This is a genomic window from Pseudomonas sp. TH41 (assembly GCF_016650695.1).
Taxonomy (GTDB): domain Bacteria; phylum Pseudomonadota; class Gammaproteobacteria; order Pseudomonadales; family Pseudomonadaceae; genus Aquipseudomonas.
On the sequence record NZ_JAEKFH010000003.1, the window covers coordinates 2,063,183 to 2,083,436 of the forward strand.

At 58.2% G+C, this 20,254-nt stretch carries 23 protein-coding genes; 14 read left to right on the plus strand and 9 right to left on the minus strand.

What is annotated here, in order from left to right; translation table 11 throughout:
* Positions 1 to 56: 56 nt before the first annotated feature.
* Positions 57 to 1,058 (minus strand): LLM class flavin-dependent oxidoreductase, encoded by a 1,002-nt coding sequence (locus tag JFU37_RS12020; RefSeq protein WP_201115499.1) that lies wholly within the window; start codon positions 1,056 to 1,058, stop codon positions 57 to 59.
* A gap of 243 nt (positions 1,059 to 1,301) precedes the next feature.
* On the opposite strand from JFU37_RS12020, the gene JFU37_RS12025 reads away from it, so the two are divergent.
* Positions 1,302 to 1,733, plus strand: coding sequence for an OsmC family protein (locus JFU37_RS12025; protein ID WP_201115500.1), 432 nt, complete (start codon positions 1,302 to 1,304; stop codon positions 1,731 to 1,733).
* Between the two features lie 188 nt (positions 1,734 to 1,921).
* A complete protein-coding gene (locus tag JFU37_RS12030) occupies positions 1,922 to 2,155 on the plus strand; it encodes a DUF1161 domain-containing protein (RefSeq protein WP_201115501.1) in 234 nt (77 codons plus the stop codon).
* 6 nt (positions 2,156 to 2,161) lie between these two features.
* Here JFU37_RS12030 and JFU37_RS12035 read toward each other — a convergent pair whose 3' ends face one another.
* Positions 2,162 to 2,584: a PA0061/PA0062 family lipoprotein gene (locus tag JFU37_RS12035; protein ID WP_201115502.1), complete on the minus strand. Its 423-nt coding sequence runs from the start codon at positions 2,582 to 2,584 to the stop codon at positions 2,162 to 2,164.
* Between the two features lie 40 nt (positions 2,585 to 2,624).
* Entirely contained in the window at positions 2,625 to 3,047 is a 423-nt protein-coding gene (locus JFU37_RS12040; RefSeq protein ID WP_201115503.1) for a PA0061/PA0062 family lipoprotein, read from the minus strand.
* Between the two features lie 59 nt (positions 3,048 to 3,106).
* Between JFU37_RS12040 and JFU37_RS12045 the strand changes: the two genes are divergently transcribed.
* Entirely contained in the window at positions 3,107 to 4,183 is a 1,077-nt protein-coding gene (locus JFU37_RS12045) for an aminopeptidase (protein WP_201115504.1), read from the plus strand.
* A gap of 106 nt (positions 4,184 to 4,289) precedes the next feature.
* Here JFU37_RS12045 and JFU37_RS12050 read toward each other — a convergent pair whose 3' ends face one another.
* Both JFU37_RS12050 and JFU37_RS12055 read right to left on the minus strand, forming a co-directional pair.
* Complete coding sequence (locus JFU37_RS12050; protein WP_201115505.1) at positions 4,290 to 4,940, minus strand: HAD family hydrolase; 651 nt, start codon at positions 4,938 to 4,940, stop codon at positions 4,290 to 4,292.
* A gap of 42 nt (positions 4,941 to 4,982) precedes the next feature.
* A complete protein-coding gene (locus JFU37_RS12055; RefSeq protein ID WP_201115506.1) occupies positions 4,983 to 5,528 on the minus strand; it encodes a gamma carbonic anhydrase family protein in 546 nt (181 codons plus the stop codon).
* Between the two features lie 62 nt (positions 5,529 to 5,590).
* Here JFU37_RS12055 and prlC point away from each other — a divergent pair, with 62 nt between their 5' ends.
* Together prlC and JFU37_RS12065 are read left to right on the plus strand one after the other, a co-directional pair.
* Positions 5,591 to 7,669, plus strand: coding sequence for an oligopeptidase A (prlC, locus tag JFU37_RS12060; protein WP_201115507.1), 2,079 nt, complete (start codon positions 5,591 to 5,593; stop codon positions 7,667 to 7,669).
* Entirely contained in the window at positions 7,666 to 7,953 is a 288-nt protein-coding gene (locus tag JFU37_RS12065; RefSeq protein ID WP_201115508.1) for a YheV family putative zinc ribbon protein, read from the plus strand. The genes prlC and JFU37_RS12065 overlap by 4 nt, the downstream gene beginning before the upstream one ends.
* 47 nt (positions 7,954 to 8,000) lie before the next feature.
* On the opposite strand, the gene JFU37_RS12070 is transcribed toward JFU37_RS12065, so the two are convergent.
* Both JFU37_RS12070 and JFU37_RS12075 read right to left on the minus strand, forming a co-directional pair.
* A complete protein-coding gene (locus JFU37_RS12070) occupies positions 8,001 to 8,645 on the minus strand; it encodes a phosphatase domain-containing protein (protein ID WP_201115509.1) in 645 nt (214 codons plus the stop codon).
* A 224-nt stretch (positions 8,646 to 8,869) separates the two neighbouring features.
* Entirely contained in the window at positions 8,870 to 9,175 is a 306-nt protein-coding gene (locus tag JFU37_RS12075; RefSeq protein ID WP_201115510.1) for a hypothetical protein, read from the minus strand.
* A gap of 232 nt (positions 9,176 to 9,407) precedes the next feature.
* Between JFU37_RS12075 and JFU37_RS12080 the strand changes: the two genes are divergently transcribed.
* From JFU37_RS12080 to JFU37_RS12090, 3 genes are all read left to right on the plus strand, one after another.
* Complete coding sequence (locus tag JFU37_RS12080) at positions 9,408 to 10,466, plus strand: PA0069 family radical SAM protein (protein WP_201115511.1); 1,059 nt, start codon at positions 9,408 to 9,410, stop codon at positions 10,464 to 10,466.
* Between the two features lie 241 nt (positions 10,467 to 10,707).
* Positions 10,708 to 11,439 carry a carbonic anhydrase gene (locus JFU37_RS12085; RefSeq protein WP_201115512.1) on the plus strand — a complete coding sequence of 244 codons (732 nt, stop codon included), beginning with the start codon at positions 10,708 to 10,710 and terminating at the stop codon, positions 11,437 to 11,439.
* An 83-nt stretch (positions 11,440 to 11,522) separates the two neighbouring features.
* Positions 11,523 to 13,049: a SulP family inorganic anion transporter gene (locus JFU37_RS12090; RefSeq protein WP_201115513.1), complete on the plus strand. Its 1,527-nt coding sequence runs from the start codon at positions 11,523 to 11,525 to the stop codon at positions 13,047 to 13,049.
* Between the two features lie 108 nt (positions 13,050 to 13,157).
* Here the strand turns inward: JFU37_RS12090 and JFU37_RS12095 are convergent, their stop codons facing one another.
* Positions 13,158 to 13,808 (minus strand): hypothetical protein, encoded by a 651-nt coding sequence (locus JFU37_RS12095; protein ID WP_201115514.1) that lies wholly within the window; start codon positions 13,806 to 13,808, stop codon positions 13,158 to 13,160.
* Positions 13,809 to 14,179: 371 nt separating this feature from the next.
* Here JFU37_RS12095 and coxB point away from each other — a divergent pair, with 371 nt between their 5' ends.
* The 4 genes from coxB (at position 14,180) to JFU37_RS12115 (ending at position 18,598) form a co-directional block, all read left to right on the plus strand.
* Positions 14,180 to 15,307, plus strand: coding sequence for a cytochrome c oxidase subunit II (gene coxB, locus JFU37_RS12100; protein WP_201115515.1), 1,128 nt, complete (start codon positions 14,180 to 14,182; stop codon positions 15,305 to 15,307).
* Positions 15,308 to 15,389: 82 nt separating this feature from the next.
* Positions 15,390 to 16,982: a cytochrome c oxidase subunit I gene (gene ctaD / locus JFU37_RS12105; RefSeq protein ID WP_201115516.1), complete on the plus strand. Its 1,593-nt coding sequence runs from the start codon at positions 15,390 to 15,392 to the stop codon at positions 16,980 to 16,982.
* Between the two features lie 138 nt (positions 16,983 to 17,120).
* Positions 17,121 to 17,678: a cytochrome c oxidase assembly protein gene (locus JFU37_RS12110; protein ID WP_201115517.1), complete on the plus strand. Its 558-nt coding sequence runs from the start codon at positions 17,121 to 17,123 to the stop codon at positions 17,676 to 17,678.
* A gap of 32 nt (positions 17,679 to 17,710) precedes the next feature.
* Positions 17,711 to 18,598: a cytochrome c oxidase subunit 3 gene (locus JFU37_RS12115; protein ID WP_201115518.1), complete on the plus strand. Its 888-nt coding sequence runs from the start codon at positions 17,711 to 17,713 to the stop codon at positions 18,596 to 18,598.
* Between the two features lie 79 nt (positions 18,599 to 18,677).
* Here the strand turns inward: JFU37_RS12115 and JFU37_RS12120 are convergent, their stop codons facing one another.
* The gene (locus JFU37_RS12120; RefSeq protein ID WP_027926133.1) at positions 18,678 to 18,881 is read right to left on the minus strand and encodes a twin transmembrane helix small protein; all 204 of its coding nucleotides are present in this window, start codon (positions 18,879 to 18,881) and stop codon (positions 18,678 to 18,680) included.
* A 70-nt stretch (positions 18,882 to 18,951) separates the two neighbouring features.
* On the opposite strand from JFU37_RS12120, the gene JFU37_RS12125 reads away from it, so the two are divergent.
* Together JFU37_RS12125 and JFU37_RS12130 are read left to right on the plus strand one after the other, a co-directional pair.
* Positions 18,952 to 19,692: an SURF1 family protein gene (locus JFU37_RS12125; RefSeq protein ID WP_201115519.1), complete on the plus strand. Its 741-nt coding sequence runs from the start codon at positions 18,952 to 18,954 to the stop codon at positions 19,690 to 19,692.
* The gene (locus JFU37_RS12130; RefSeq protein WP_201115520.1) at positions 19,658 to 20,251 is read left to right on the plus strand and encodes a hypothetical protein; all 594 of its coding nucleotides are present in this window, start codon (positions 19,658 to 19,660) and stop codon (positions 20,249 to 20,251) included. Before JFU37_RS12125 ends, JFU37_RS12130 begins: the two co-directional genes overlap by 35 nt.
* Positions 20,252 to 20,254 lie beyond the last annotated feature (3 nt).

Here is a 20,254-nt window from a genome sequence, read left to right on the forward strand (position 1 = left end):
TGTAAATGAAAAAGCCGACGTAAAGGCGTCGGCTTTTTATGGGCGCGGTTTGAGCTTCAGCCTTTCATGACCTGCGCCAGCAGTTCATAGGAGTGCACTCGATCAGCATGTTCGTACAGGTCGCAGGTGAAAATAAGCTCATCGGCCTGGGTTTGCTCAATCAGCACCTCCAGTTTGGCGCGGATTTTCTGCGGGCTGCCGACCATCGCCAGCCCCAGGAAATCACCCACTGCTTCTTTCTCATGAGGCAGCCACAGGCCGTCCATGGTTTTCACCGGAGGCCGTTGCACCAGACTTTGGCCGCGCATCAACGCGAGAATCCGCTGGTAGACCGAAGTCGCCAGATACTCGGCCTGTTCGTTGGTATCGGCTGCCACCAACGGCACGCCGAGCATGACATAGGGCTTGTCTAATTCCGCTGAGGGCTTGAAGTGATTGCGATAGACGCGTATCGCCTCATGCATAAAGCGTGGTGCGAAATGTGAAGCGAAGGCATAGGGCAAACCGCGCTCACCGGCCAGTTGTGCACTGAACAGACTGGAGCCCAGCAGCCAGACCGGGACATTGGTGCCCGTGCCCGGCATTGCAATGATGCGCTGGTCCGGTGTGCGAGGGCCAAGGTAGCGCACCAGTTCGGCCACATCGTCCGGAAAATCATCGGCACTGCCGGAGCGTTCACGGCGCAGGGCGCGTGCGGTCATTTGATCGGAGCCAGGGGCACGCCCGAGGCCCAGGTCGATACGGCCCGGATAAAGACTTTCGAGGGTACCGAACTGCTCCGCGATGACCAGCGGCGCATGGTTAGGCAACATCACTCCTCCCGAGCCAACCCGAATGGTCGAAGTGCCACCGGCCAGGTAGCCCAGCAGCACCGAGGTCGCGGAACTGGCGATGCCGTCCATGTTGTGATGTTCGGCAACCCAGAAGCGATTGTAGCCAAATTTTTCGACATGCTGCGCCAGGTCCAGTGAGTTACGCAGCGACTGGGCCGCGCTGCCATTCTCGCGCACAGGCACCAGATCGAGGGTCGAAAACTTGATGTCGGACAGCCGTTTCATAAACCTGCTTCTCCAATTGAGGGCGCAGGTTTTTTCTTGCGAACGAAAACCTGCCGAATCTATAAGCGTGTTCATGCAATGAGGGCATATACCCGAGTTTCAATAGCCAAGGAAAAAAATCCTACGTAAACGGTAGGATTAATGAGATCAGATGAACTTTGCACCACCGTCTATCCTCAGAACCCTTAGCAACCGAAAACCACAAAGGCGCGACGCTTCGCGCCGGATCTTGAGGAGGCATGCATGGCTATTACCAAGAAAGCATCGGCTCACTGGGAAGGTGATCTGAAAACCGGCATCGGCTCGATTTCCACGGAGACGGGCGTACTCAGAGAAGCGCCCTACGGCTTCAAGGCACGTTTCGAGGGCGGCAAGGGCACCAATCCGGAAGAGCTGATCGGCGCGGCCCACGCGGGCTGCTTCTCCATGGCATTTTCGATGATTCTCGGCGATGCCGGGCTTAAGGCTGACAGCATCGACACCCAGGCGGAAGTCACCCTGGACCAGGTTGACGGCGGGTTTGCGATCACTGCGGTGAAATTGACCCTCAAAGCGAAAATCCCGGGGGCGACCCAGGCGCAATTCGAGGAGCTGAGCAACAAGGCAAAAGAGGGCTGCCCTGTTTCCAAAGTGCTGAAGGCGAAGATCAGTCTGGAGGCGACACTCGTCAGCTAGACTCGCGCTGATACGAAAAGATCGCAGCCTTCGGCAGCTCCTACAGGGATTGAGTGAACCTGTAGGAACTGCCGAAGGCTGCGATCTTTTTTTGGGCCGGAACAAACTTGCCCAATAAAACTGTGGTCGAATAAATGACAGCAGCAAAAACGCATTACGATGCGCGCTGCCTCAAGGGAGCTTCAACCATGAAACGTTTTGCCTTGGCGGTTATCTGTTGCACATTGGCCACATCGGCCCTGGCAGCACCGAAATCCTGTGAAGAACTCAAGGCCGAAATCGAAACCAAGATCCAGGCCAATAACGTCTCGTCCTACACCCTGGAGATCGTCACTAATGACGAAGTGCACGATCAGAACATGGTCGTCGGCTCGTGCGATAACGGCACCAAGAAGATCATCTACCAAAAGAACAACCGCTGATGTGCCTCACATGAGGCAATAGGACTCCCGATCTTCGGCGACGATCTCCCGCTTGGCGTTGTACAACCGGGCGCCGGGAGTAAACGCTATCGACTGGCCAACCAGCACATAACGCTGCCCGGCTTCGAAATGATCGTAGTTGATGGTCAGGTAGCACAGCCGTTCCGAGGGGCCGCTCATCATATTCAAGCCACCACCACCGGGCACGTCAAAGTCGAATCGAACGATCAGCTCATGGCTGCCGGGCGTCACCTGGAAAAAACGCCCGTCACTCAACCGCTGCTTGTCCAGTCGTTCTGCCATCAGCAATCTATCGTTGGGGAATGGCGTCGAGAAATCTATCCAGGCCATCTGCGGATTAACCGCCGGTAACGGGCTCTGGCAGCCGGCCACAACACTTGCAGCGAGTAACAGCATCAACCTGCGCATGATGAATGTCCCAAGGTTTGGTCATTCAGCATAACGCCGATCAGGTGCGTTGGCAGCCTGCCGGTGTGCCATGGCCAATCACTTTTCGCTGCCGATCATAGAGCTTTGCCCACGGGCGAAAGCCGATATTCCCCGCTTCCAGCTGATACCGCTCACCGGCGTTGAAGTCCTTGAATTTCACATTCAAGTGGCAATCGCGCCTAAGTGGTTCGGCGCCAGGGCCGATATTGGTTGCCTGGACCGGGAATTGATAGCGGACCGTCAGCTCATGGCTGCCGGGCGGCACTTCAAAATAGCGTTTGTCCGTGGTGGCTATGTTATCGACTTTCACTGCTTGCAGGGCTGTGTCTTCCTGCTGTGAATCAAGGTCGATCCACGCTTGAGCCGGATCAGGATGGGGTAATCCGAAAACTGCACAGCCTGCCAACGTCAGCAGGCTTCCTGTCAGCATCAACATGCGCATAGCGGAGCTCCAGTCAGGCGGGATAGTCTTGCGGGCAGACTTTCCAGGGATGATTCATTTTGATCAGGCCGCTTCCAAGCCTTGGGTTACTTGATCGCGTTTTCCGCGTTTTGTTTCCGGGCGTGTTGTTTTTGTTGCTCAACGGTTGCACCAGCGTCAGCTATTACAGCCAATTGGCCAGTGGTCAGCTGCAATTGTTGCGGGCGCGGGAGCCGGTTTCCACCGTCATTGCCGACCCCTCTCGCGATGAAAAGCTACGAGCGCATTTGGCCCAATCGCAAAAGGCCCGGGCATTCGCCAGCCAGCAACTGCACCTGCCGGATAACCAGAGCTACCGTTTGTACGCCGACATTGGCCGTCCGTTCGTAGTCTGGAACGTCTTCGCCACCCCGGAATTTTCCCTGACACCGCAAAACCATTGCTTTCCCATCGCAGGATGCGTGGCCTATCGCGGTTACTACAGCCAGAGCGCGGCCCGGGGTGAGGCCGCCCTTCAACGATTGAACGGTATGGACGTATCGATTGGCGGCGTCGAGGCTTATTCGACACTCGGCTGGTTCAACGATCCGATCATGAGTTCGATGATCGGTTGGGGAGATGAGCGATTGGCGACGTTGATCTTCCACGAACTGGCGCACCAGCGCCTGTATGTGAAGGACGACACCGAGTTCAACGAGTCTTTCGCCACGTTTGTGGAACAGGAAGGCACTCGGCAATGGCGTGCATTCCGTGGCCTGTCGCCGGCCAACGAGGCACAGGTGCAGCAACGGGACCAGTTCACCCAGTTGATTCTCGACACCCGCACCCGGCTTGAAGCGCTTTACGCCCTTGCGCTGCCTGCAGATCAAATGCGCCAGCGCAAAGCGGCTGAGTTCGAACGATTGCGCGATGAATATCGGCGGATGCGTGACAGCCAATGGGCCGGGGACAAACGGTACGACGCCTGGATCAACGCACCGATGAATAACGCACGGTTACTGCCGTTTGGGTTGTACGACCAATGGGTGCCGGCGTTTGCCGCGTTGTTCAGGCAGTCAGGGGGGGATTGGGTGAAGTTCTATGCGGCGGCGGAGAGGCTTGGCGCGTTGCCGGTAGTTGAGCGCAAGGCGGCATTGAAGGCTTTGGCAGGATCATAAAACTCCGGTGGCTAAGAAGGCCTCTTCGCGGGCAAGCCCGCTCCCACAGTGGGTTTGTGAACACAGGTCCACTGTGGGAGCGAGCTTGCTCGCGATGGCGATTCAATTAGCGCTGCAAAAACGCCCGATGCATCTCATCCAGCGTTTCGAAATGATACGCCGGCGCTTCGGCGCTCAACTCTTCACGGCTGCCAAATCCGTAACCCACCGCCGCAGCATCCAGCCCGTTGCTGCGCGCGCCAATCAGGTCGTGTTTACGGTCGCCGATCATCAACGTGTTAGCCGGGTCCAGGCCTTCTTCCTTCATCAGGTGGGCAATCAGCTCGACCTTGTTAGTCCGCGTGCCATCCAGTTCACTGCCGTATATGACGTTGAAATGTTTGGCGAAGTCGAAGTGCCGGGCGATTTCCCGGGCGAAAACCCACGGTTTGGAGGTCGCGATGTACAGCTGCCGTCCTTGCCCGCTCAGGGTTTCCAGCAACGGTGTGACGCCATCGAACACGCGATTCTCGTACAGGCCGGTGACCTTGAAGCGTTCGCGATAGAAATTCACCGCTTCCCATGCCTTGGGCTCGTCGAAATCGTAAAACTGCATGAATGCCTGCAACAACGGCGGGCCGATGAAGTGTTCGAGTTTGGTCAGGTCAGGCTCATCGATGCCCAGTTTGCTCAGAGCAAACTGGATCGAACGGGTGATGCCTTCGCGCGGGTCGGTCAGCGTGCCATCGAGGTCGAACAAAACGGTTTGGTAATGCATGAACATTCCTGGGCAATAGCGAGAGGCTTCAGAGAAAAGGGCTCAGATCTGGTCGTAGCCTTGGTCCAGATGCGAGTTCTTGAGCTTCACGTAGTTCGCCGCGCTGTAGGTGAAAAAGGCTTTTTCCTTGTCAGTCAGCGGGCGGATCTGTTTCACCGGGCTGCCCACATACAGGAAACCGCTTTCCAGACGCTTGCCCGGTGACACCAGGCTGCCGGCGCCGATAATCACATCGTCTTCGACGACGGCGCCGTCCATTACGATGCTGCCCATGCCGATCAGCACCCGGCTGCCCACGCTGCAGCCGTGAAGCATGACCTTATGCGCGATGGTCACGTCATCGCCGATCAGCAACGGAAAGCCATCAGGATTGAATGGCCCGGCGTGGGTGATGTGCAGCACACAACCATCCTGAACGCTGGTGCGCGCGCCGATGCGGATGCGGTGCATGTCGCCGCGGATCACCGTCAGCGGCCAAACCGAGCTGTCGTCGCCAATTTCGACGTCGCCGATCACCACGGCCGAACTGTCGACAAAAGCGCCTTTACCCAGCAGCGGCGTATGGTTCTGATACTTGCGAAGGGTCACGATAGGCTCTCTCTCTGTTGCTGATAGCTGCGGTTGACGTCGATTGTAATTAAGATGGGGCAATGTTTCTTCCAGCCAAGGTGCCAACCGTGAGCGTGAACAACCCTCTTTTGCAGTCCTACGACCTGCCGCCGTTCTCGGCGATCCGTGCCGAGCATGTGCAACCCGCCATTGAACAGATCCTGGCTGACAACCGCGCGGCGATTGTCGAGATCCTCAAAACCCAGGGCAAACAGCCGACCTGGGCCGGTCTGGTGCTGGCGATGGATGAGCTCAACGATCGCCTGGGCGCGGCCTGGAGCCCGGTCAGCCACCTGAATGCAGTCTGCAACAGCGCCGAATTGCGCGAAGCCTACGAATCCTGCCTGCCAGCGTTAAGCGCCTACTCCACCGAACTGGGCCAGAACCGCGAGCTGTTCGAGGCGTTCGAAGCCTTGGCCAACAGTCCGCAAGCCGCCGGTTTTGACGTGGCGCAAAGCACTGTCCTTGAACACTCGTTGCGTGACTTCCGCTTGTCGGGTATCGACCTGCCTGCGGCTGAGCAAAAACGTTACGCCGAAGTGCAGAGCAAACTGTCCGAGCTGGGCAGCCGCTTCAACAACCAGCTGCTCGACGCGACGCAAGCCTGGACCAAACACGTTACCGACGAATCCGCCCTCGTCGGCCTGACCGATTCGGCCAAGGCGCAAATGGCCGCCGCGGCTCAAGCCAAAGGTCTGGATGGCTTCCTGATCACCCTGGAATTCCCGAGCTACTACGCGGTGATGACCTACGCCCACGATCGCGCCTTGCGCGAAGAAGTCTACGCGGCCTATTGCACCCGTGCGTCGGACCAAGGCCCGAATGCAGGCCAGAACGATAACGGCCCGGTGATGGAGGAAATCCTCGACCTGCGACAGGAACTGGCGAAGCTGCTCGGTTTCGGCAGCTTCTCGGAGCTGAGTCTGGCCACCAAAATGGCTGAATCCAGCGACCAGGTGCTGAGTTTCCTGCGCGATCTGGCCAAGCGCAGCAAGCCGTTTGCCGCGCAGGACCTGGAACAGCTCAAAGCCTACGCCGCCGAACAGGGCTGCCCGGACCTGCAAAGCTGGGACAGCGGTTTCTACGGCGAAAAACTTCGCGAACAACGTTACAGCGTTGCTCAAGAAGCACTGCGTGCTTACTTCCCGATCGACAAAGTGCTGAGCGGCCTGTTCGCCATCGTCCAGCGCCTGTACGGCATCGAGATCGCCGAGCAGAAAGGCTTCGACACCTGGCACCCGGATGTTCGCCTGTTCGAAATCAAGGAAAACGGCCAGCACGTCGGCCGCTTCTTCTTCGACCTCTACGCCCGCGCCAACAAGCGCGGTGGTGCCTGGATGGATGGCGCCCGCGACCGTCGTCGTACGGCTGAAGGCGTATTGCAAAACCCTGTGGCCAATCTGGTGTGCAACTTCACTCCGGCCGACAGTGGCAAGCCTGCGCTACTGACCCACGATGAAGTCACCACCCTGTTCCACGAATTCGGTCATGGCCTGCATCACTTGCTGACCCGCGTCGAACATGCCGGCGTATCCGGCATCAACGGCGTGGCCTGGGATGCGGTCGAGCTGCCAAGCCAGTTTATGGAAAACTGGTGCTGGGAACCGGAAGGCCTGGCGCTGATCTCCGGCCACTATGAAACCGGTGAGCCGTTGCCACAGGACTTGCTGGGCAAAATGCTCGCGGCGAAAAACTTCCAGTCCGGCCTGATGATGGTGCGTCAGCTCGAATTCTCGCTGTTCGACTTCGAACTGCACGCCACCCACGGCGACGGTCGCAGCGTGCTGCAAGTGCTCGAAGGTGTGCGTGATGAGGTTTCGGTCATGCGTCCACCGGCCTACAACCGCTTCCCGAACAGCTTCGCGCACATCTTTGCCGGCGGTTACGCGGCGGGTTACTACAGCTACAAATGGGCTGAAGTGCTATCGGCCGACGCTTTTTCGAAATTCGAAGAAGACGGCGTGCTGAACGCAGAGACGGGGCGCGCGTTCCGTGAAGCGATTCTGGCGCGTGGAGGTTCTCAGGAACCGATGGTGCTGTTCGTCGACTTCCGTGGCCGTGCGCCATCGATTGACGCACTCTTGCGCCACAGCGGCCTGAGTGAGGACGCGGCAGCATGAGTGAGGGACCTGTGATTACCAAAAAACGCTTTATCGCCGGGGCGGTCTGCCCGGCCTGTAGCGAGCCGGACAAGTTGATGATGTGGAACGAAGACGAAGTCCCGCATCGCGAGTGCGTGGCCTGCGGTTATTCCGACACGTTGAATGAACAAGGTCTGTCCGTGCCCAAGGAATTGGGTACGCGGGTCAATACTTCGGCGCTGAAGGCACCGGACGCCAAGGTTCAGGCAGTGCAGTTTTTCCCGAACCCGAAGCTGAAGAAAAAGACTGACGAGCAGCCTTGAATACAGGCAGCACCCTTCCACTGTGCAATGCCGTGGAAGGGTGCTGTTTATTCGACGTCGGCTGACTTGAACCAGCTCTTCATCGAGCAGCTGGCGAACGGACTGGTGCTGCAATCGCCGTTGGCCAACGCGGTGCGGAGTTTGTCGACATTGGCCTGCATCATGTAACGAACGCCATCCTTGAAGTGGGTGCTATCGCCAAAACCGCCCTGGGTCATTTCGTTCAGGGCATCTTCCTTGCTCCAGCCTTGCACCACTACCCGGTACATCGCCGCCATCAAACCAGTACGGTCCGAACCATGTTTGCAGTGCATCAGCACCGGGCCTTTGGCTTCGGCGGTCTGAATGGCGCGGAGGGCCTTGAGTACATCCGCGTCATCCACGTGATTGGTGCGATAGGGCAATTGCACCTGTGTGATGCCTGGCGTGGACAACCAGCTGGAATCCGACTCGGGCAGGAAACTGATCACGGTTGCGACCTTGAGTTTTTCCAGCAACGGCACCGCGCCCTTATCGGGCAATGCGCTGCGGTAGAGCGTCGGGGACATTTGAAAGAGGTTGTATTGCACCTCGATCGACTGCGCCCATTCCGCAGGACGAGGCACCGAGGCGTCGTCAGCGAGGGCCAGCGTCACGTTGAAAAGTGCGGCCAGCGACAGACACATCGCAGGGATCAAGCGAGGTAGGGACATGCTAGGACGACCGTTCAGGAAGAGACTGGAAGATAACGCCCAGCTTGCGCGGTGAACGGTCAAAGGCCTGTGAGCCGTCTGTCAAAGAATCGTGAATTAGCCCATTAAATCCGCGCTTGTCGTACAGCCGAAACTTTTCAGCCTATTAGATATATTGCTTATTTTAACGCTCGACTTACAACTAAACCTGCATGAGTCTCCACACAGGTTTCGTCATCAAATAGTTATGGATTGAGGATACTGGAATACGCTTTTGCCAGCGCCAACAGTTTTGCCTTGTCATCACTGTCGATATCGCCGTCACCGTCCACATCGCTTCTGACTTCTTTGATGTTGAAGGACTGACCGCCATCAGCCGAGATCGCAGTGACATAGACGGAATCCACCAGGGTCTCGGTCTGCGCTTCATTTTCGGCATCCCAACCTAGTTCTTTTCGGGAAAGTTGCATTGAAACTTGCGCTTCCCGTGGATTGATAATACTTGGAGCCAACAACTGTAAAAAAATACCGCGCTGATTAAAAAACGACATTGATTAATTCCCTTTAATAAATAGTTCACGAGGACTTCGTGTGCAGCGGATAGTACTGAAAAACTTCATCTTCAGGCTATTCGTTATATGTTTCCCAGAATTGCGATAAGTTGCGCTTATTAATCAACCGAAGGCAATAAAAGGGATTCAGTGCTGCCAGAGCGCCGAACGGCACTGGCCGGTTCCTCAGACCCTCTATACTGTATGCGCATACAGCATAGAGTATTGATCCATGAGCACTCCCTTGCCCCCGCGCGGCCGCGGCACCGCAACCAACCCGCACAACCGTTTCGCGCCGAACCATTCAGTGGTCGAGGATGACGGCTGGTATCAGGAAGCGCCCCTGACCCAAGGCACCGAGGTGCGCATCGAGACGGCGAAAACCATCATCACCCGTAACAACTCGCCGGACTTGCCCTTTGATCGCTCGATCAACCCCTATCGCGGCTGCGAGCACGGCTGCATTTATTGTTACGCACGCCCCAGCCACGCTTACTGGGACCTGTCACCCGGGCTGGACTTCGAAACCAAACTGATTGCCAAGACCAACGCCGCGGATGTGCTGGAGGAACAGTTGTCCAAGCGCGGTTATCAATGCGCGCCAATCAATCTGGGCTCCAACACCGACCCCTATCAACCCATCGAGCGCGAACACAAGATCACCCGCAGAACCCTGGAAGTGCTGCTGCGTTACCGTCACCCCGTGACCATCATCACCAAGGGTTCGCTGATTTTGCGTGATCTGGACCTGCTGGCCGAACTCGCCCGGCAAAGGCTGGTGGCGGTGATGATCAGCCTCACTACCCTGGACGATGAACTCAAACGCATCCTCGAGCCACGCGCCGCTGCGCCCAAGGCTCGGCTGCGGGCGATTCGGGTCATGCGTGAGGCGGGAATCCCTGTGGGCGTGCTGTGTTCGCCAATGATTCCGATGATCAACGACAGCGAGCTTGAAAGCCTGCTCGCCGAGGCCCATGCGGCCGGCGCACAGAGTGCCGCTTACATGATGCTGCGCCTACCCCTCGAAGTGGCACCGCTCTTCGAGGAGTGGCTGGCCGCCCACTATCCTCAGCGTGCGGCTCATGTATTGAGCCTGATCCGCCAAAGCCGTGGCGGTGAGCTCTATGACAGTCGGTTTGGTGCGCGGATGCGCGGCGAAGGGCCGTTTGCCGATCTGCTGGCGCAACGCTTTGCCAAAACGATCAAACGTCTGGGACTCAATTATCGGGAAGGTTTTAATCTGGATTGCGAAGCCTTTTGTCCGCCGGGTCGCCAGATGTCGTTGATTTGAGGACAATTGGCCTATGGTTGAGTGGAGGAAAAGCACTTTGGCATTACGCGGTCACGTTTTTTGTGACCTGAAACACACGTTCTAGAGCGTTTCATTCAGTTTGAGTTAAGTTTCGCCGGCTACCTTGTTCATCGAGTGACTGATGGGTCAAGCTTTTCGGCCTGGATGTTTTTTAACAGCCACTGGCTTCACACCGGACAACACGGGAAACTTCCCTGACTCCGCCAATGAGGATGAATTCATGAGTGACAAGGATAAACAGCCGCTTGCTGTATCGGCTTCAGCCCAACCCGAGGCGGAAACCGCCGATGCAGCGCTGCAGCATATCGTTGACGGCTTTTTGCATTTTCATCACGAAGTCTTCCCTCAGCAGGAAGCGCTCTTCAAAAAACTCGCCACGGCTCAGAGCCCCAGAGCGATGTTCATCGCCTGCGCCGATTCGCGGATCGTTCCTGAACTGATCACTCAAAGCGCTCCCGGCGACCTGTTCGTGACCCGTAACGTCGGAAACGTTGTGCCACCTTATGGGCAAATGAACGGCGGTGTTTCCACTGCTATCGAATACGCGGTGCTGGCCCTCGGTGTGCAGCACATCATCATCTGCGGGCATTCCGATTGCGGCGCCATGCGTGCGGTGCTCAACCCTGAAAGTCTGGAAAAGATGCCGACGGTCAAAGCCTGGCTGCGGCATGCAGAAGTGGCGAAAACCATGGTCCAGGAAAACTGCCATTGTGCGAATGAAGCCGAGAGCATGCAGATCCTCACTGAAGAGAATGTGATCGCTCAACTCCAGCATTTACGCACGCACCCTTCGGTGGCTTCGCGTATGGCCAACGGTCAGCTGTTTATCCATGGCTGGGTCTACAGCATCGAAACCAGCGAAATCAAAGCTTACGACGCGGACAAGGGTTGTTTCCTGCCGCTGGATGGCAGCCATCCGATTCCGGTGGCGACGCCCAAAGCACGCTTCTAACGCCTCCTAATGTGGTAAAGCCGAGGCTGCTGATCAAGCAGCCTGGCTTCGCCACGCCTGAAGAAAACCTCGGGAGAACCCACATGCGTGCTGCGCAACTCAAAGCTGTTCTGCCACGGGAGCTGCTCGCTTCCGTGGTCGTGTTTCTGGTCGCCCTGCCCTTGTGCATGGGTATCGCCATCGCCTCGGGGCTGCCGCCCGCCAAAGGTCTGATCACCGGCATCATCGGGGGATTGGTGGTGGGCTGGATTGCCGGCTCGCCGCTGCAAGTCAGCGGCCCGGCAGCGGGTTTGGCGGTTCTGGTGTTCGAACTGGTGCGCCAGCATGGCATCGCCATGCTCGGGCCAATTCTGCTGCTCGCGGGCTTTCTGCAACTGGTGGCCGGGAGATTGAAGCTGGGCTGCTGGTTCCGGGTGACGGCGCCTGCGGTGGTGTACGGAATGCTCGCCGGAATTGGCGTGCTGATCGTCTTGTCCCAGGTGCATGTAATGCTCGATGGCGTGCCCAAGCCGTCGGGACTGGATAACCTGTCAGCCTTTCCGGCCGCCGTGGCTCAGGCGTTGCCTTCTCTCGGCTGGCAAGCGGGGTTGCTCGGGCTGTCGACCATTGCCGTGATGTGGCTGTGGGAAAAATTCCGTCCGCATTCCCTGCGCTTCATTCCCGGTGCGTTACTGGGTGTAGGCATGGCAACTGTCGCCAGTCTGGCGCTGGCGCTGCAGGTCAAGCGCGTTGAAGTGCCGGCGAATCTCGCCGAAGCCATCGACTGGCTGAAACCTGCGGACTTGCTCAACCTCGCAGACCCGACACTGCTGATCGCGGCCTTCGCCGTAGCCTTCATCGCCAGCGCCGAAACCCTGCTCTCCGCCGCGGCGGTCGATCGCATGCACAGCGGTCAACGTTCGGATTTCGACCGGGAATTATCAGCTCAAGGTGTAGGCAACATGCTCTGCGGTCTGCTCGGCGCGCTACCGATGACCGGGGTGATCGTGCGCAGTTCGGCCAATGTTCAGGCCGGCGCCACCACGCGACTGTCGGCGGTGTTCCATGGCCTGTGGTTGCTGGCTTTCGTCCTGCTGCTGTCCAGTGTGCTGCAACGCATTCCGGTGGCGAGTCTGGCGGGGGTTTTGGTTTACACCGGTTTCAAACTGGTCGACCTCAAGACCTTTCGCGGTCTGAGCCGTTATGGCCGGATGCCGATGTTCACTTACGCGGCGACGGCGCTGGCCATCATCTTCACTGACTTGCTGACCGGCGTGCTGATTGGCTTTGGTCTGACACTCGTCAAGCTTGCCTGGAAAGCGTCGCGGCTGAAGATCAGCCTGATTGACCTGCCCAAGGAAGGAGAAATGGAGTTGCGACTGATGGGGGCCGCGACTTTTCTCAAGGTGCCGGCGCTGACACAGGTGCTGGGGACCATCCCCGCCGGTACGACAGTGCATGTGCCGCTCAATAACCTGAGCTACATCGATCACTCGTGTCTGGAATTACTTGAGGAATGGGGTCGGGCGAATGCAGCGAAGGGCTCGACGCTATTGATTGAGGCACGGGGGTTGAAGCGCAGGCTGGAGGGGCGATTGCGGACCACGGCCGGCATCGGTTCCACCGGGTAGATCACTGTAGGAGCGAGCTTGCTCGCGATGGAGTGTCAGTCGATACGACGTAGCTGACACACCATCGCGAGCAAGCTCGCTCCTACAAGGGATTGTGTTGGCGTTAGATCAAGCCGCCGGCTGATCGAGCTCCAGGCCCACGCCCAACTGACGCGACAGGCACGGCCAGCGTTTCCAGGCGGCGCCAGTGTCCGGACTGTTGAGTTTCTCGCGGTAGGCTTCCACCGACTCCAGCGCGAAACTGTCTTCGTCGAGCATTTCGTCGACGGCGTGATGCACCGCTTCATCCAGTTGGTTGGCGAACTCCTCACCGATCAATTGGTGAGCAATCAGGTTGGCGACAGTCATGTCCAAGGGGATCAGTGGCTGGCCGAAATGCTTGATGTACAGGTCGTTGACCTCTTCGACCAGACGGTGCGCCAGATAGGCTTCGTCCAGCAGACTGTCCAGGCCGACATGACCGTTCATGATGGCCGGGGGCTGGAGAAAGAACTGCTCGGCGATTTTCAGCACCGGTTTGATCTGTGATTCGATGCCCGCTTCCCTGGCGACTTCATTGGCTGCATCCAGCAGGTCTGGCACTTGCTCTATATACGCGGCCACAAAACGCGTCATCACGCCGTTGGCGTCGACATCCGGCAATTGGATGGCGGAGTGAAGGTGCGGCAGTTGGGTTTCCAGTTGACGAGTGAGCAGGCCGGTCTCGGCCTCGTGTTGTTGGGCTTTTTGGATCTGCTCGCGCAATGCGGCGGTGTTCATGAAAACTCCAGGAAACAAAGGCAATGAAATAGGGAAGACATAACTTAGCTGGCATACGAAAAAGGCTAAGACGCATTTGTCATAATTATTTCATCCTTGAGACACCAAAGTTATATCGATTTGCCACCACTCGTCTGCATCCTTCTCCATTCGTGACCTTGAACGCAAGTCCCAGCTGTTTCAGATCATTTACGCCGTCACATTGCGAGGTCGCGGTCGCTGTCTATACTCGGGTTGGAATGGAGTTAGCTGATGACGCCCGACTGCATATGCAGCAAGGCTCGGCGATTCAAGTTCGTAGTCTGAAAAAGCCGCTCCCTTGCCGCAGGTGAAAGCCGGCGGGATAACAAGAACGATAAGGGGAACCCGCAATGATGCGACATCCACACGTCTGGATGGGCCTCCTGTTGTGGTCAATTTTCAGTCAGGCGCAAGCGGCCTGGACTGTGAATATGGCGCCTGGAGCGACTGAAATCAGTCACGCAGTATTTGACCTGCACATGACCATTTTCTGGATCTGTGTAGTGATCGGCATCATCGTCTTCGGCGCCATGTTCTGGTCGATGATGGTCCACCGCCGCTCTACCGGGCAGGTGGCCGCAAAATTTCATGAAAGCACCACCGTCGAAATCCTCTGGACCATCGTGCCCTTCGTGATCCTGGTGGCCATGGCGATTCCGGCTACCGCCACCCTGATCAGGATGTACGACGCCAGTGAGCCGGATATTGATATCCAGATCACCGGCTATCAGTGGAAGTGGCATTACAAATACCTGGGCCAGGACGTCGAGTTCTTCAGCAACCTGACCACCCCCGCCGACCAGATCCACAACAAGGAAACCAAGGGCGAGCACTACTTGCTCGAGGTCGACAAGCCACTGGTGCTGCCGATTGGCGCCAAGGTGCGGTTTCTGGTGACGTCCGCCGACGTCATCCACTCCTGGTGGGTACCGGCCTTCGCGGTCAAGCGCGATGCGATCCCGGGGTTCGTCAACGAAGCCTGGACCCGCATTGAAAAGCCCGGCATCTACCGTGGCCAGTGCGCCGAGTTGTGCGGCAAGGACCATGGCTTCATGCCGATCGTGGTCGAGGTCAAGGAAAAGGCCGATTACGAAAAATGGCTGGGCGAACGCAAGGCTGAAGCCACGCAGCTCAAAGAGCTGACCAGCAAGGAGTGGACCCTCGACGAGCTCAAAGAGCGCGGCGACAAGGTCTATCACACCACCTGCGTGGCCTGTCACCAGGCCGAAGGCCAGGGCCTGCCGCCAATGTTCCCGGCGCTCAAAGGCTCGCCGATTGCTACCGGCCCCAAAGCCGACCACCTGCACCGCGTTTACTTCGGCAAACCCGGCACCGCCATGGCGGCGTTCGGCAAGCAGCTTTCGGAAGTCGATATCGCGGCGGTCGTGACCTACGAACGTAACGCCTGGGGCAACAACAAAGGCGACATGGTCACTCCTAAAGAAGTGCTGGAGCTGAAACAGGCGGAAAGCAAATGACCCGGTCTATTGCCCACGTAAGGAACCGGTCGGGGCTGCGCGCCCCGGCCTGCCCAGCCCATCTGTTTGCAGGAGACAGGACATGACTGCTGTAATCGATGAACATGTTCATACCGCCACCGACCACGCCCATGGCCCCGCCAAAGGCCTGATGCGGTGGGTGCTGACCACCAACCACAAGGACATCGGCACGCTGTACCTGTGGTTTGCGTTCACCATGTTCCTGTTGGGCGGCTCGTTCGCAATGGTTATTCGCGCCGAGCTGTTCCAGCCGGGGCTGCAAATCGTCGAACCGGCATTCTTCAACCAGATGACCACCATGCACGGTTTGGTCATGGTCTTCGGTGCGGTGATGCCGGCCTTCGTCGGCCTAGCCAACTGGATGATCCCGTTGATGATCGGCGCGCCGGACATGGCCCTGCCACGGATGAACAACTTCAGCTTCTGGCTCCTGCCGGCGGCGTTCATTCTGCTGGTCTCGACCCTGTTCACTCCCGGCGGCGGGCCGAATTTCGGCTGGACCTTCTACGCCCCGCTGTCGACGACCTACGCACCGGAAAGCGTGACCTTCTTCATCTTCGCGATTCACTTGATGGGCATCAGTTCGATCATGGGCGCGATCAACGTAATCGCCACCATCCTCAATCTGCGCGCCCCTGGCATGACGCTGATGAAAATGCCGTTGTTCGTCTGGACCTGGCTGATCACTGCGTTCCTGTTGATCGCGGTGATGCCGGTGCTGGCCGGGTGCGTGACGATGATGCTGATGGACATCCACTTCGGCACCAGTTTCTTCAGTGCCGCCGGTGGAGGTGACCCGGTGTTGTTCCAACATGTGTTCTGGTTCTTCGGTCACCCCGAAGTGTACATCATGATCCTGCCGGCCTTTGGCGCTGTCAGTTCGATCATCCCGACCTTCTCGCGCAAACCGCTGTTCGGCTACACCTCGATGGTTTATGCGACGGCGAGTATCGCGTTCCTGTCGTTCATCGTCTGGGCGCACCACATGTTCGTGGTCGGCATTCCGTTGGTGGGCGAGTTGTTCTTCATGTACGCCACGCTGTTGATCGCCGTGCCCACCGGGGTGAAGGTGTTCAACTGGGCCAGCACCATGTGGCAAGGCTCGCTGACCTTCGAGACGCCGATGCTGTTTGCGGTAGCCTTCGTGATCCTGTTCTCCATCGGTGGTTTCTCCGGATTGATGCTGGCCATCGCCCCGGCGGACTTCCAGTACCAGGACACCTACTTTGTGGTCGCGCACTTCCATTACGTGCTGGTGCCGGGGGCGATCTTCGGGATCTTCGCCTCGGCCTACTACTGGATGCCGAAATGGACCGGCCACATGTACGACGAAACCCTCGGCAAGCTGCACTTCTGGCTCTCATTCATCGGCATGAACATGGCGTTCTTCCCGATGCACTTCGTGGGGCTGGCGGGCATGCCGCGACGGATTCCGGACTACAACCTGCAATTCGCCGACTTCAACATGGTCTCGTCGATCGGCGCGTTCATGTTCGGCACCACGCAGTTGTTCTTCCTGTTCATCGTGATCAAGACCATCCGCGGCGGCCCGCCAGCGCCGGCCAAACCGTGGGACGGGGCCGAAGGCCTGGAGTGGAGCATTCCATCACCGGCGCCGTATCACACTTTCACCACCCCGCCGGAAGTGAAATGAACGCTTTTGCCCTTGCAGGAGCGAGCTTGCTCGCGATGGTCGTCAACGATAACGCTGGAAGCCTGACACTCCGCGGCGTCCTCAGGTTTTTCGCGAGCAAGCTCGCTCCTACAGGGTTATGCAAAGAGGGTCGGAGCCATGGCTGATTCGATTTCTCTGAAGAAGCTGGTCACGCGCCTGTTACTGGTGGTGGTGGCGATGTTTATCTTCGGGTTTGCCCTGGTGCCGATCTACGACGTGATGTGCAAGGCGTTCGGCATCAACGGCAAAACCGCCGGGCAATATGAAGGCGAGCAAGTGGTCGATAAGTCGCGGCAAGTGCGCGTGCAGTTTCTGTCGATGAATAACGCCGACATGGTCTGGGAGTTCTATCCCAAGGGCAATGAGCTGACGGCGCATCCGGGGGCAGTGAACGAGATGATTTTCGTCGCCTACAACCCGACCGATCACGCTATGAGCGCCCAGGCAGTGCCGAGCATCGCGCCCAGTGAAGCGGCGGCGTACTTCCATAAAACCGAATGTTTCTGCTTTACCCAACAAGTGCTGCAGCCCGGTCAACGGATCGAGATGCCGGTACGTTTCATCGTTGACCGTGACATGCCCAAGGATGTGAAGCACCTGACGCTGTCCTACACGCTGTTCGATATCACCGCACGTCATCCGCCCGTGACTGTTGCTGCAAGCACCGGTGGCTAGGCGTTAAGCGTGCCCGATAAGGAGAACAATAAATGGCAACTCATGAACACTATTACGTACCGGCCCAGAGCAAATGGCCGATCATCGCCACGCTCGGCATGCTCACCACCGTGTTCGGTCTGGCCACCTGGTTCAACGACCTGAAGGCGGCGCGTCCGGAATCCCACGGTCCGCTGATCTTTTTCGTCGGTGGCCTGTTACTGGCGTACATGCTGTTCGGCTGGTTCGGTACGGTGGTCAAGGAAGGTCGCGCCGGACTGTACAGCGCCCAGATGGATCGCTCCTTTCGCTGGGGCATGAGCTGGTTCATTTTCTCGGAAGTGATGTTCTTCATCGCGTTCTTCGGTGCGCTGTTTTATGTACGGCATATTTCCGGCCCGGCACTGGGTGGGGAAGGCCCGAAAGGCATTGCCCACATGCTTTGGCCGAACTTCCAGTTTGCCTGGCCATTGCTGCACACCCCGGACCCGACACTCTTTCCACCGCCCAAAGAAGTGATCAGCCCTTGGGGCCTGCCGCTGCTCAACACCGTATTGCTGGTGAGTTCCAGCGTCACCGTGACCATCGCTCACCACGCCTTGAAAAAGGGCCATCGCGGCGCGCTGAAAATCTGGCTGGCGATCACCGTGTTGCTCGGCTGTGGGTTTCTCAGCTTCCAGGCCGAAGAGTACATGCACGCCTATCACGAACTGGGCCTGACGTTGGGCTCGGGCATCTACGGCGCGACCTTCTTCATGCTCACCGGTTTCCACGGGGCTCACGTGACGATCGGCACCATCATCCTGTTCGTGATGCTGATGCGGATCATGCGCGGGCACTTTGATGCCGATCACCAATTCGGCTTTGAGGCGGCGAGTTGGTACTGGCACTTCGTGGATGTGGTGTGGATCGGTTTGTTCGTTTTCGTCTACGTGCTGTAGGAGCGAGCTTGCTCGCGAAGACGTGTCAGATACGTTGATTTCGACTGAGACACCTTCGCGAGCAAGCTCGCTCCTACAGCTACCAAGGCGCAGTCGAGACCAACTGGCCGCTGTAGAAACCCCAGGCGATCAAGCCGACGGTGGTGGCGGCCAGCGCAACACGAACACTCAAGGCAATGACGAGGCGGTTCGAGCTGCTGTCGTCCTTGACCAGAAAAAACAGGCCGCTGAACAGGCTGACAACCGTGGCAATCAGCATCAGGACGATGGCTGCTTTGAGCATGGTGGGACTCCGGGGGTAAGGCGATGCACTTGAGTATAGCTATCGCGATGACCGACTTTCTGGCGACGCCATGAAGCGCTTCCGGCCGGGCATCGTGCCAACGCTGGTGGTCGCAATCCTGCTGCCGCTGCTAGTGTCGCTCGGGTTCTGGCAATTGAGCCGGGGCGCGGAGAAAAGCGCCCTGCTGCAAAGCTACACCGAACGCCGTGCCGCCGAGCCGATGGCCAGCACCGAGCTGCAACACACCGTAGATCCGGCCTTCCGCCGCGTTCGCCTGCACGGTCAGTTCGATGCCGAACACAGTCTGCTACTGGACAACCGTCAGCGCGACGGCAAGGTCGGCGTCGAGCTGCTGCAACCCTTCCATGATCAGGCGACCGGGCTCTGGCTGCTGGTCAATCGCGGCTGGCTGCCATGGCCGGATCGCCGCACCCCGCCACAATTCACCACACCCACCCAGGCATTGAGTCTCGACGCCTGGGTCTACGTCTCCCCCGGCGCGACCTTTCAGTTGCATGCCGATCCGAGCACCACGACCTGGCCTCAGTTAGTGACAGCGGTTGAGCCGGCGAAGGTCTGGAAGGCGCTCGATCGCGAAGGTTTTGCCTACGAATTACGTGAAGAAGCCGGCCCCGCGTCCTATCAGGCCGATTGGCCGGTCGTCGCCATGGGTCCGGAAAAACACATCGCTTATGCCGTGCAGTGGTTCGCCATGGCGATCGCCCTGTTCGGCCTTTTTATCTACCTCGGCTGGCACAACGCAAAGGAGAAACACCATGGGAGCGGCCATGAATCCACCCAGAATGTCTGAGGCGAAAACGCCGGCGAGTCGGCGCAAAGGTCGCTTGCAGTTGCTGCTAATCTTACTGGGAGTGATCGGCCCGATGGTCCTCGCTACCGGCATGTACAAATTGCAGTTCTGGGTGCCGGAGGGCCGCAGTTATCACGGTGAACTGATCGGCAATGGCCAGACCCGCGCCGACCTTGGGGTTCAGGCGCAAGAGGACCGCTGGCAGATGCTGGTCACGGCGCCCAAGGAGTGTTCGGTGGATTGCCAGCAACTGGTGTATCTGGCGCGGCAAATCCAGATCGGCCTCGGCCCCGAGGCGTCACGCGCCAGCCATGCACTGGCCGCCGCGCAACCGCTGACTGCCGATTACGAAGCCAAACTGACCCGCGAATACCCGCAACTGCAGCGCTATCCCATGGACCTGACGACCTTCAGCAAGACGACGGGTGACAAGGCGGTGCCGCAGCTGTGGATCATCGACCCTCACGGCAATCTGGTGCTGCGCTATGACCCGACGGTAAAGGGTAAGGACTTGCTGAACGACCTGCGTCATCTGCTGAAACTGTCGAACATCGGATAAGGG

Coding starts and splice junctions, on each gene's coding strand:
- JFU37_RS12020 (WP_201115499.1), bottom strand. CDS start 1,058: ATGAAACGGCTGTCCGACATCAAGTTTTCGACCCTCGATCTGGTGCCT.
- JFU37_RS12025 (WP_201115500.1), top strand. CDS start 1,302: ATGGCTATTACCAAGAAAGCATCGGCTCACTGGGAAGGTGATCTGAAA.
- JFU37_RS12030 (WP_201115501.1), top strand. CDS start 1,922: ATGAAACGTTTTGCCTTGGCGGTTATCTGTTGCACATTGGCCACATCG.
- JFU37_RS12035 (WP_201115502.1), bottom strand. CDS start 2,584: ATGCGCAGGTTGATGCTGTTACTCGCTGCAAGTGTTGTGGCCGGCTGC.
- JFU37_RS12040 (WP_201115503.1), bottom strand. CDS start 3,047: ATGCGCATGTTGATGCTGACAGGAAGCCTGCTGACGTTGGCAGGCTGT.
- JFU37_RS12050 (WP_201115505.1), bottom strand. CDS start 4,940: ATGCATTACCAAACCGTTTTGTTCGACCTCGATGGCACGCTGACCGAC.
- prlC (WP_201115507.1), top strand. CDS start 5,591: ATGTTTCTTCCAGCCAAGGTGCCAACCGTGAGCGTGAACAACCCTCTT.
- JFU37_RS12065 (WP_201115508.1), top strand. CDS start 7,666: ATGAGTGAGGGACCTGTGATTACCAAAAAACGCTTTATCGCCGGGGCG.
- JFU37_RS12070 (WP_201115509.1), bottom strand. CDS start 8,645: ATGTCCCTACCTCGCTTGATCCCTGCGATGTGTCTGTCGCTGGCCGCA.
- JFU37_RS12075 (WP_201115510.1), bottom strand. CDS start 9,175: ATGTCGTTTTTTAATCAGCGCGGTATTTTTTTACAGTTGTTGGCTCCA.
- JFU37_RS12080 (WP_201115511.1), top strand. CDS start 9,408: ATGAGCACTCCCTTGCCCCCGCGCGGCCGCGGCACCGCAACCAACCCG.
- JFU37_RS12085 (WP_201115512.1), top strand. CDS start 10,708: ATGAGTGACAAGGATAAACAGCCGCTTGCTGTATCGGCTTCAGCCCAA.
- JFU37_RS12090 (WP_201115513.1), top strand. CDS start 11,523: ATGCGTGCTGCGCAACTCAAAGCTGTTCTGCCACGGGAGCTGCTCGCT.
- JFU37_RS12095 (WP_201115514.1), bottom strand. CDS start 13,808: ATGAACACCGCCGCATTGCGCGAGCAGATCCAAAAAGCCCAACAACAC.
- coxB (WP_201115515.1), top strand. CDS start 14,180: ATGATGCGACATCCACACGTCTGGATGGGCCTCCTGTTGTGGTCAATT.
- ctaD (WP_201115516.1), top strand. CDS start 15,390: ATGACTGCTGTAATCGATGAACATGTTCATACCGCCACCGACCACGCC.
- JFU37_RS12110 (WP_201115517.1), top strand. CDS start 17,121: ATGGCTGATTCGATTTCTCTGAAGAAGCTGGTCACGCGCCTGTTACTG.
- JFU37_RS12115 (WP_201115518.1), top strand. CDS start 17,711: ATGGCAACTCATGAACACTATTACGTACCGGCCCAGAGCAAATGGCCG.
- JFU37_RS12120 (WP_027926133.1), bottom strand. CDS start 18,881: ATGCTCAAAGCAGCCATCGTCCTGATGCTGATTGCCACGGTTGTCAGC.
- JFU37_RS12125 (WP_201115519.1), top strand. CDS start 18,952: ATGAAGCGCTTCCGGCCGGGCATCGTGCCAACGCTGGTGGTCGCAATC.
- JFU37_RS12130 (WP_201115520.1), top strand. CDS start 19,658: ATGGGAGCGGCCATGAATCCACCCAGAATGTCTGAGGCGAAAACGCCG.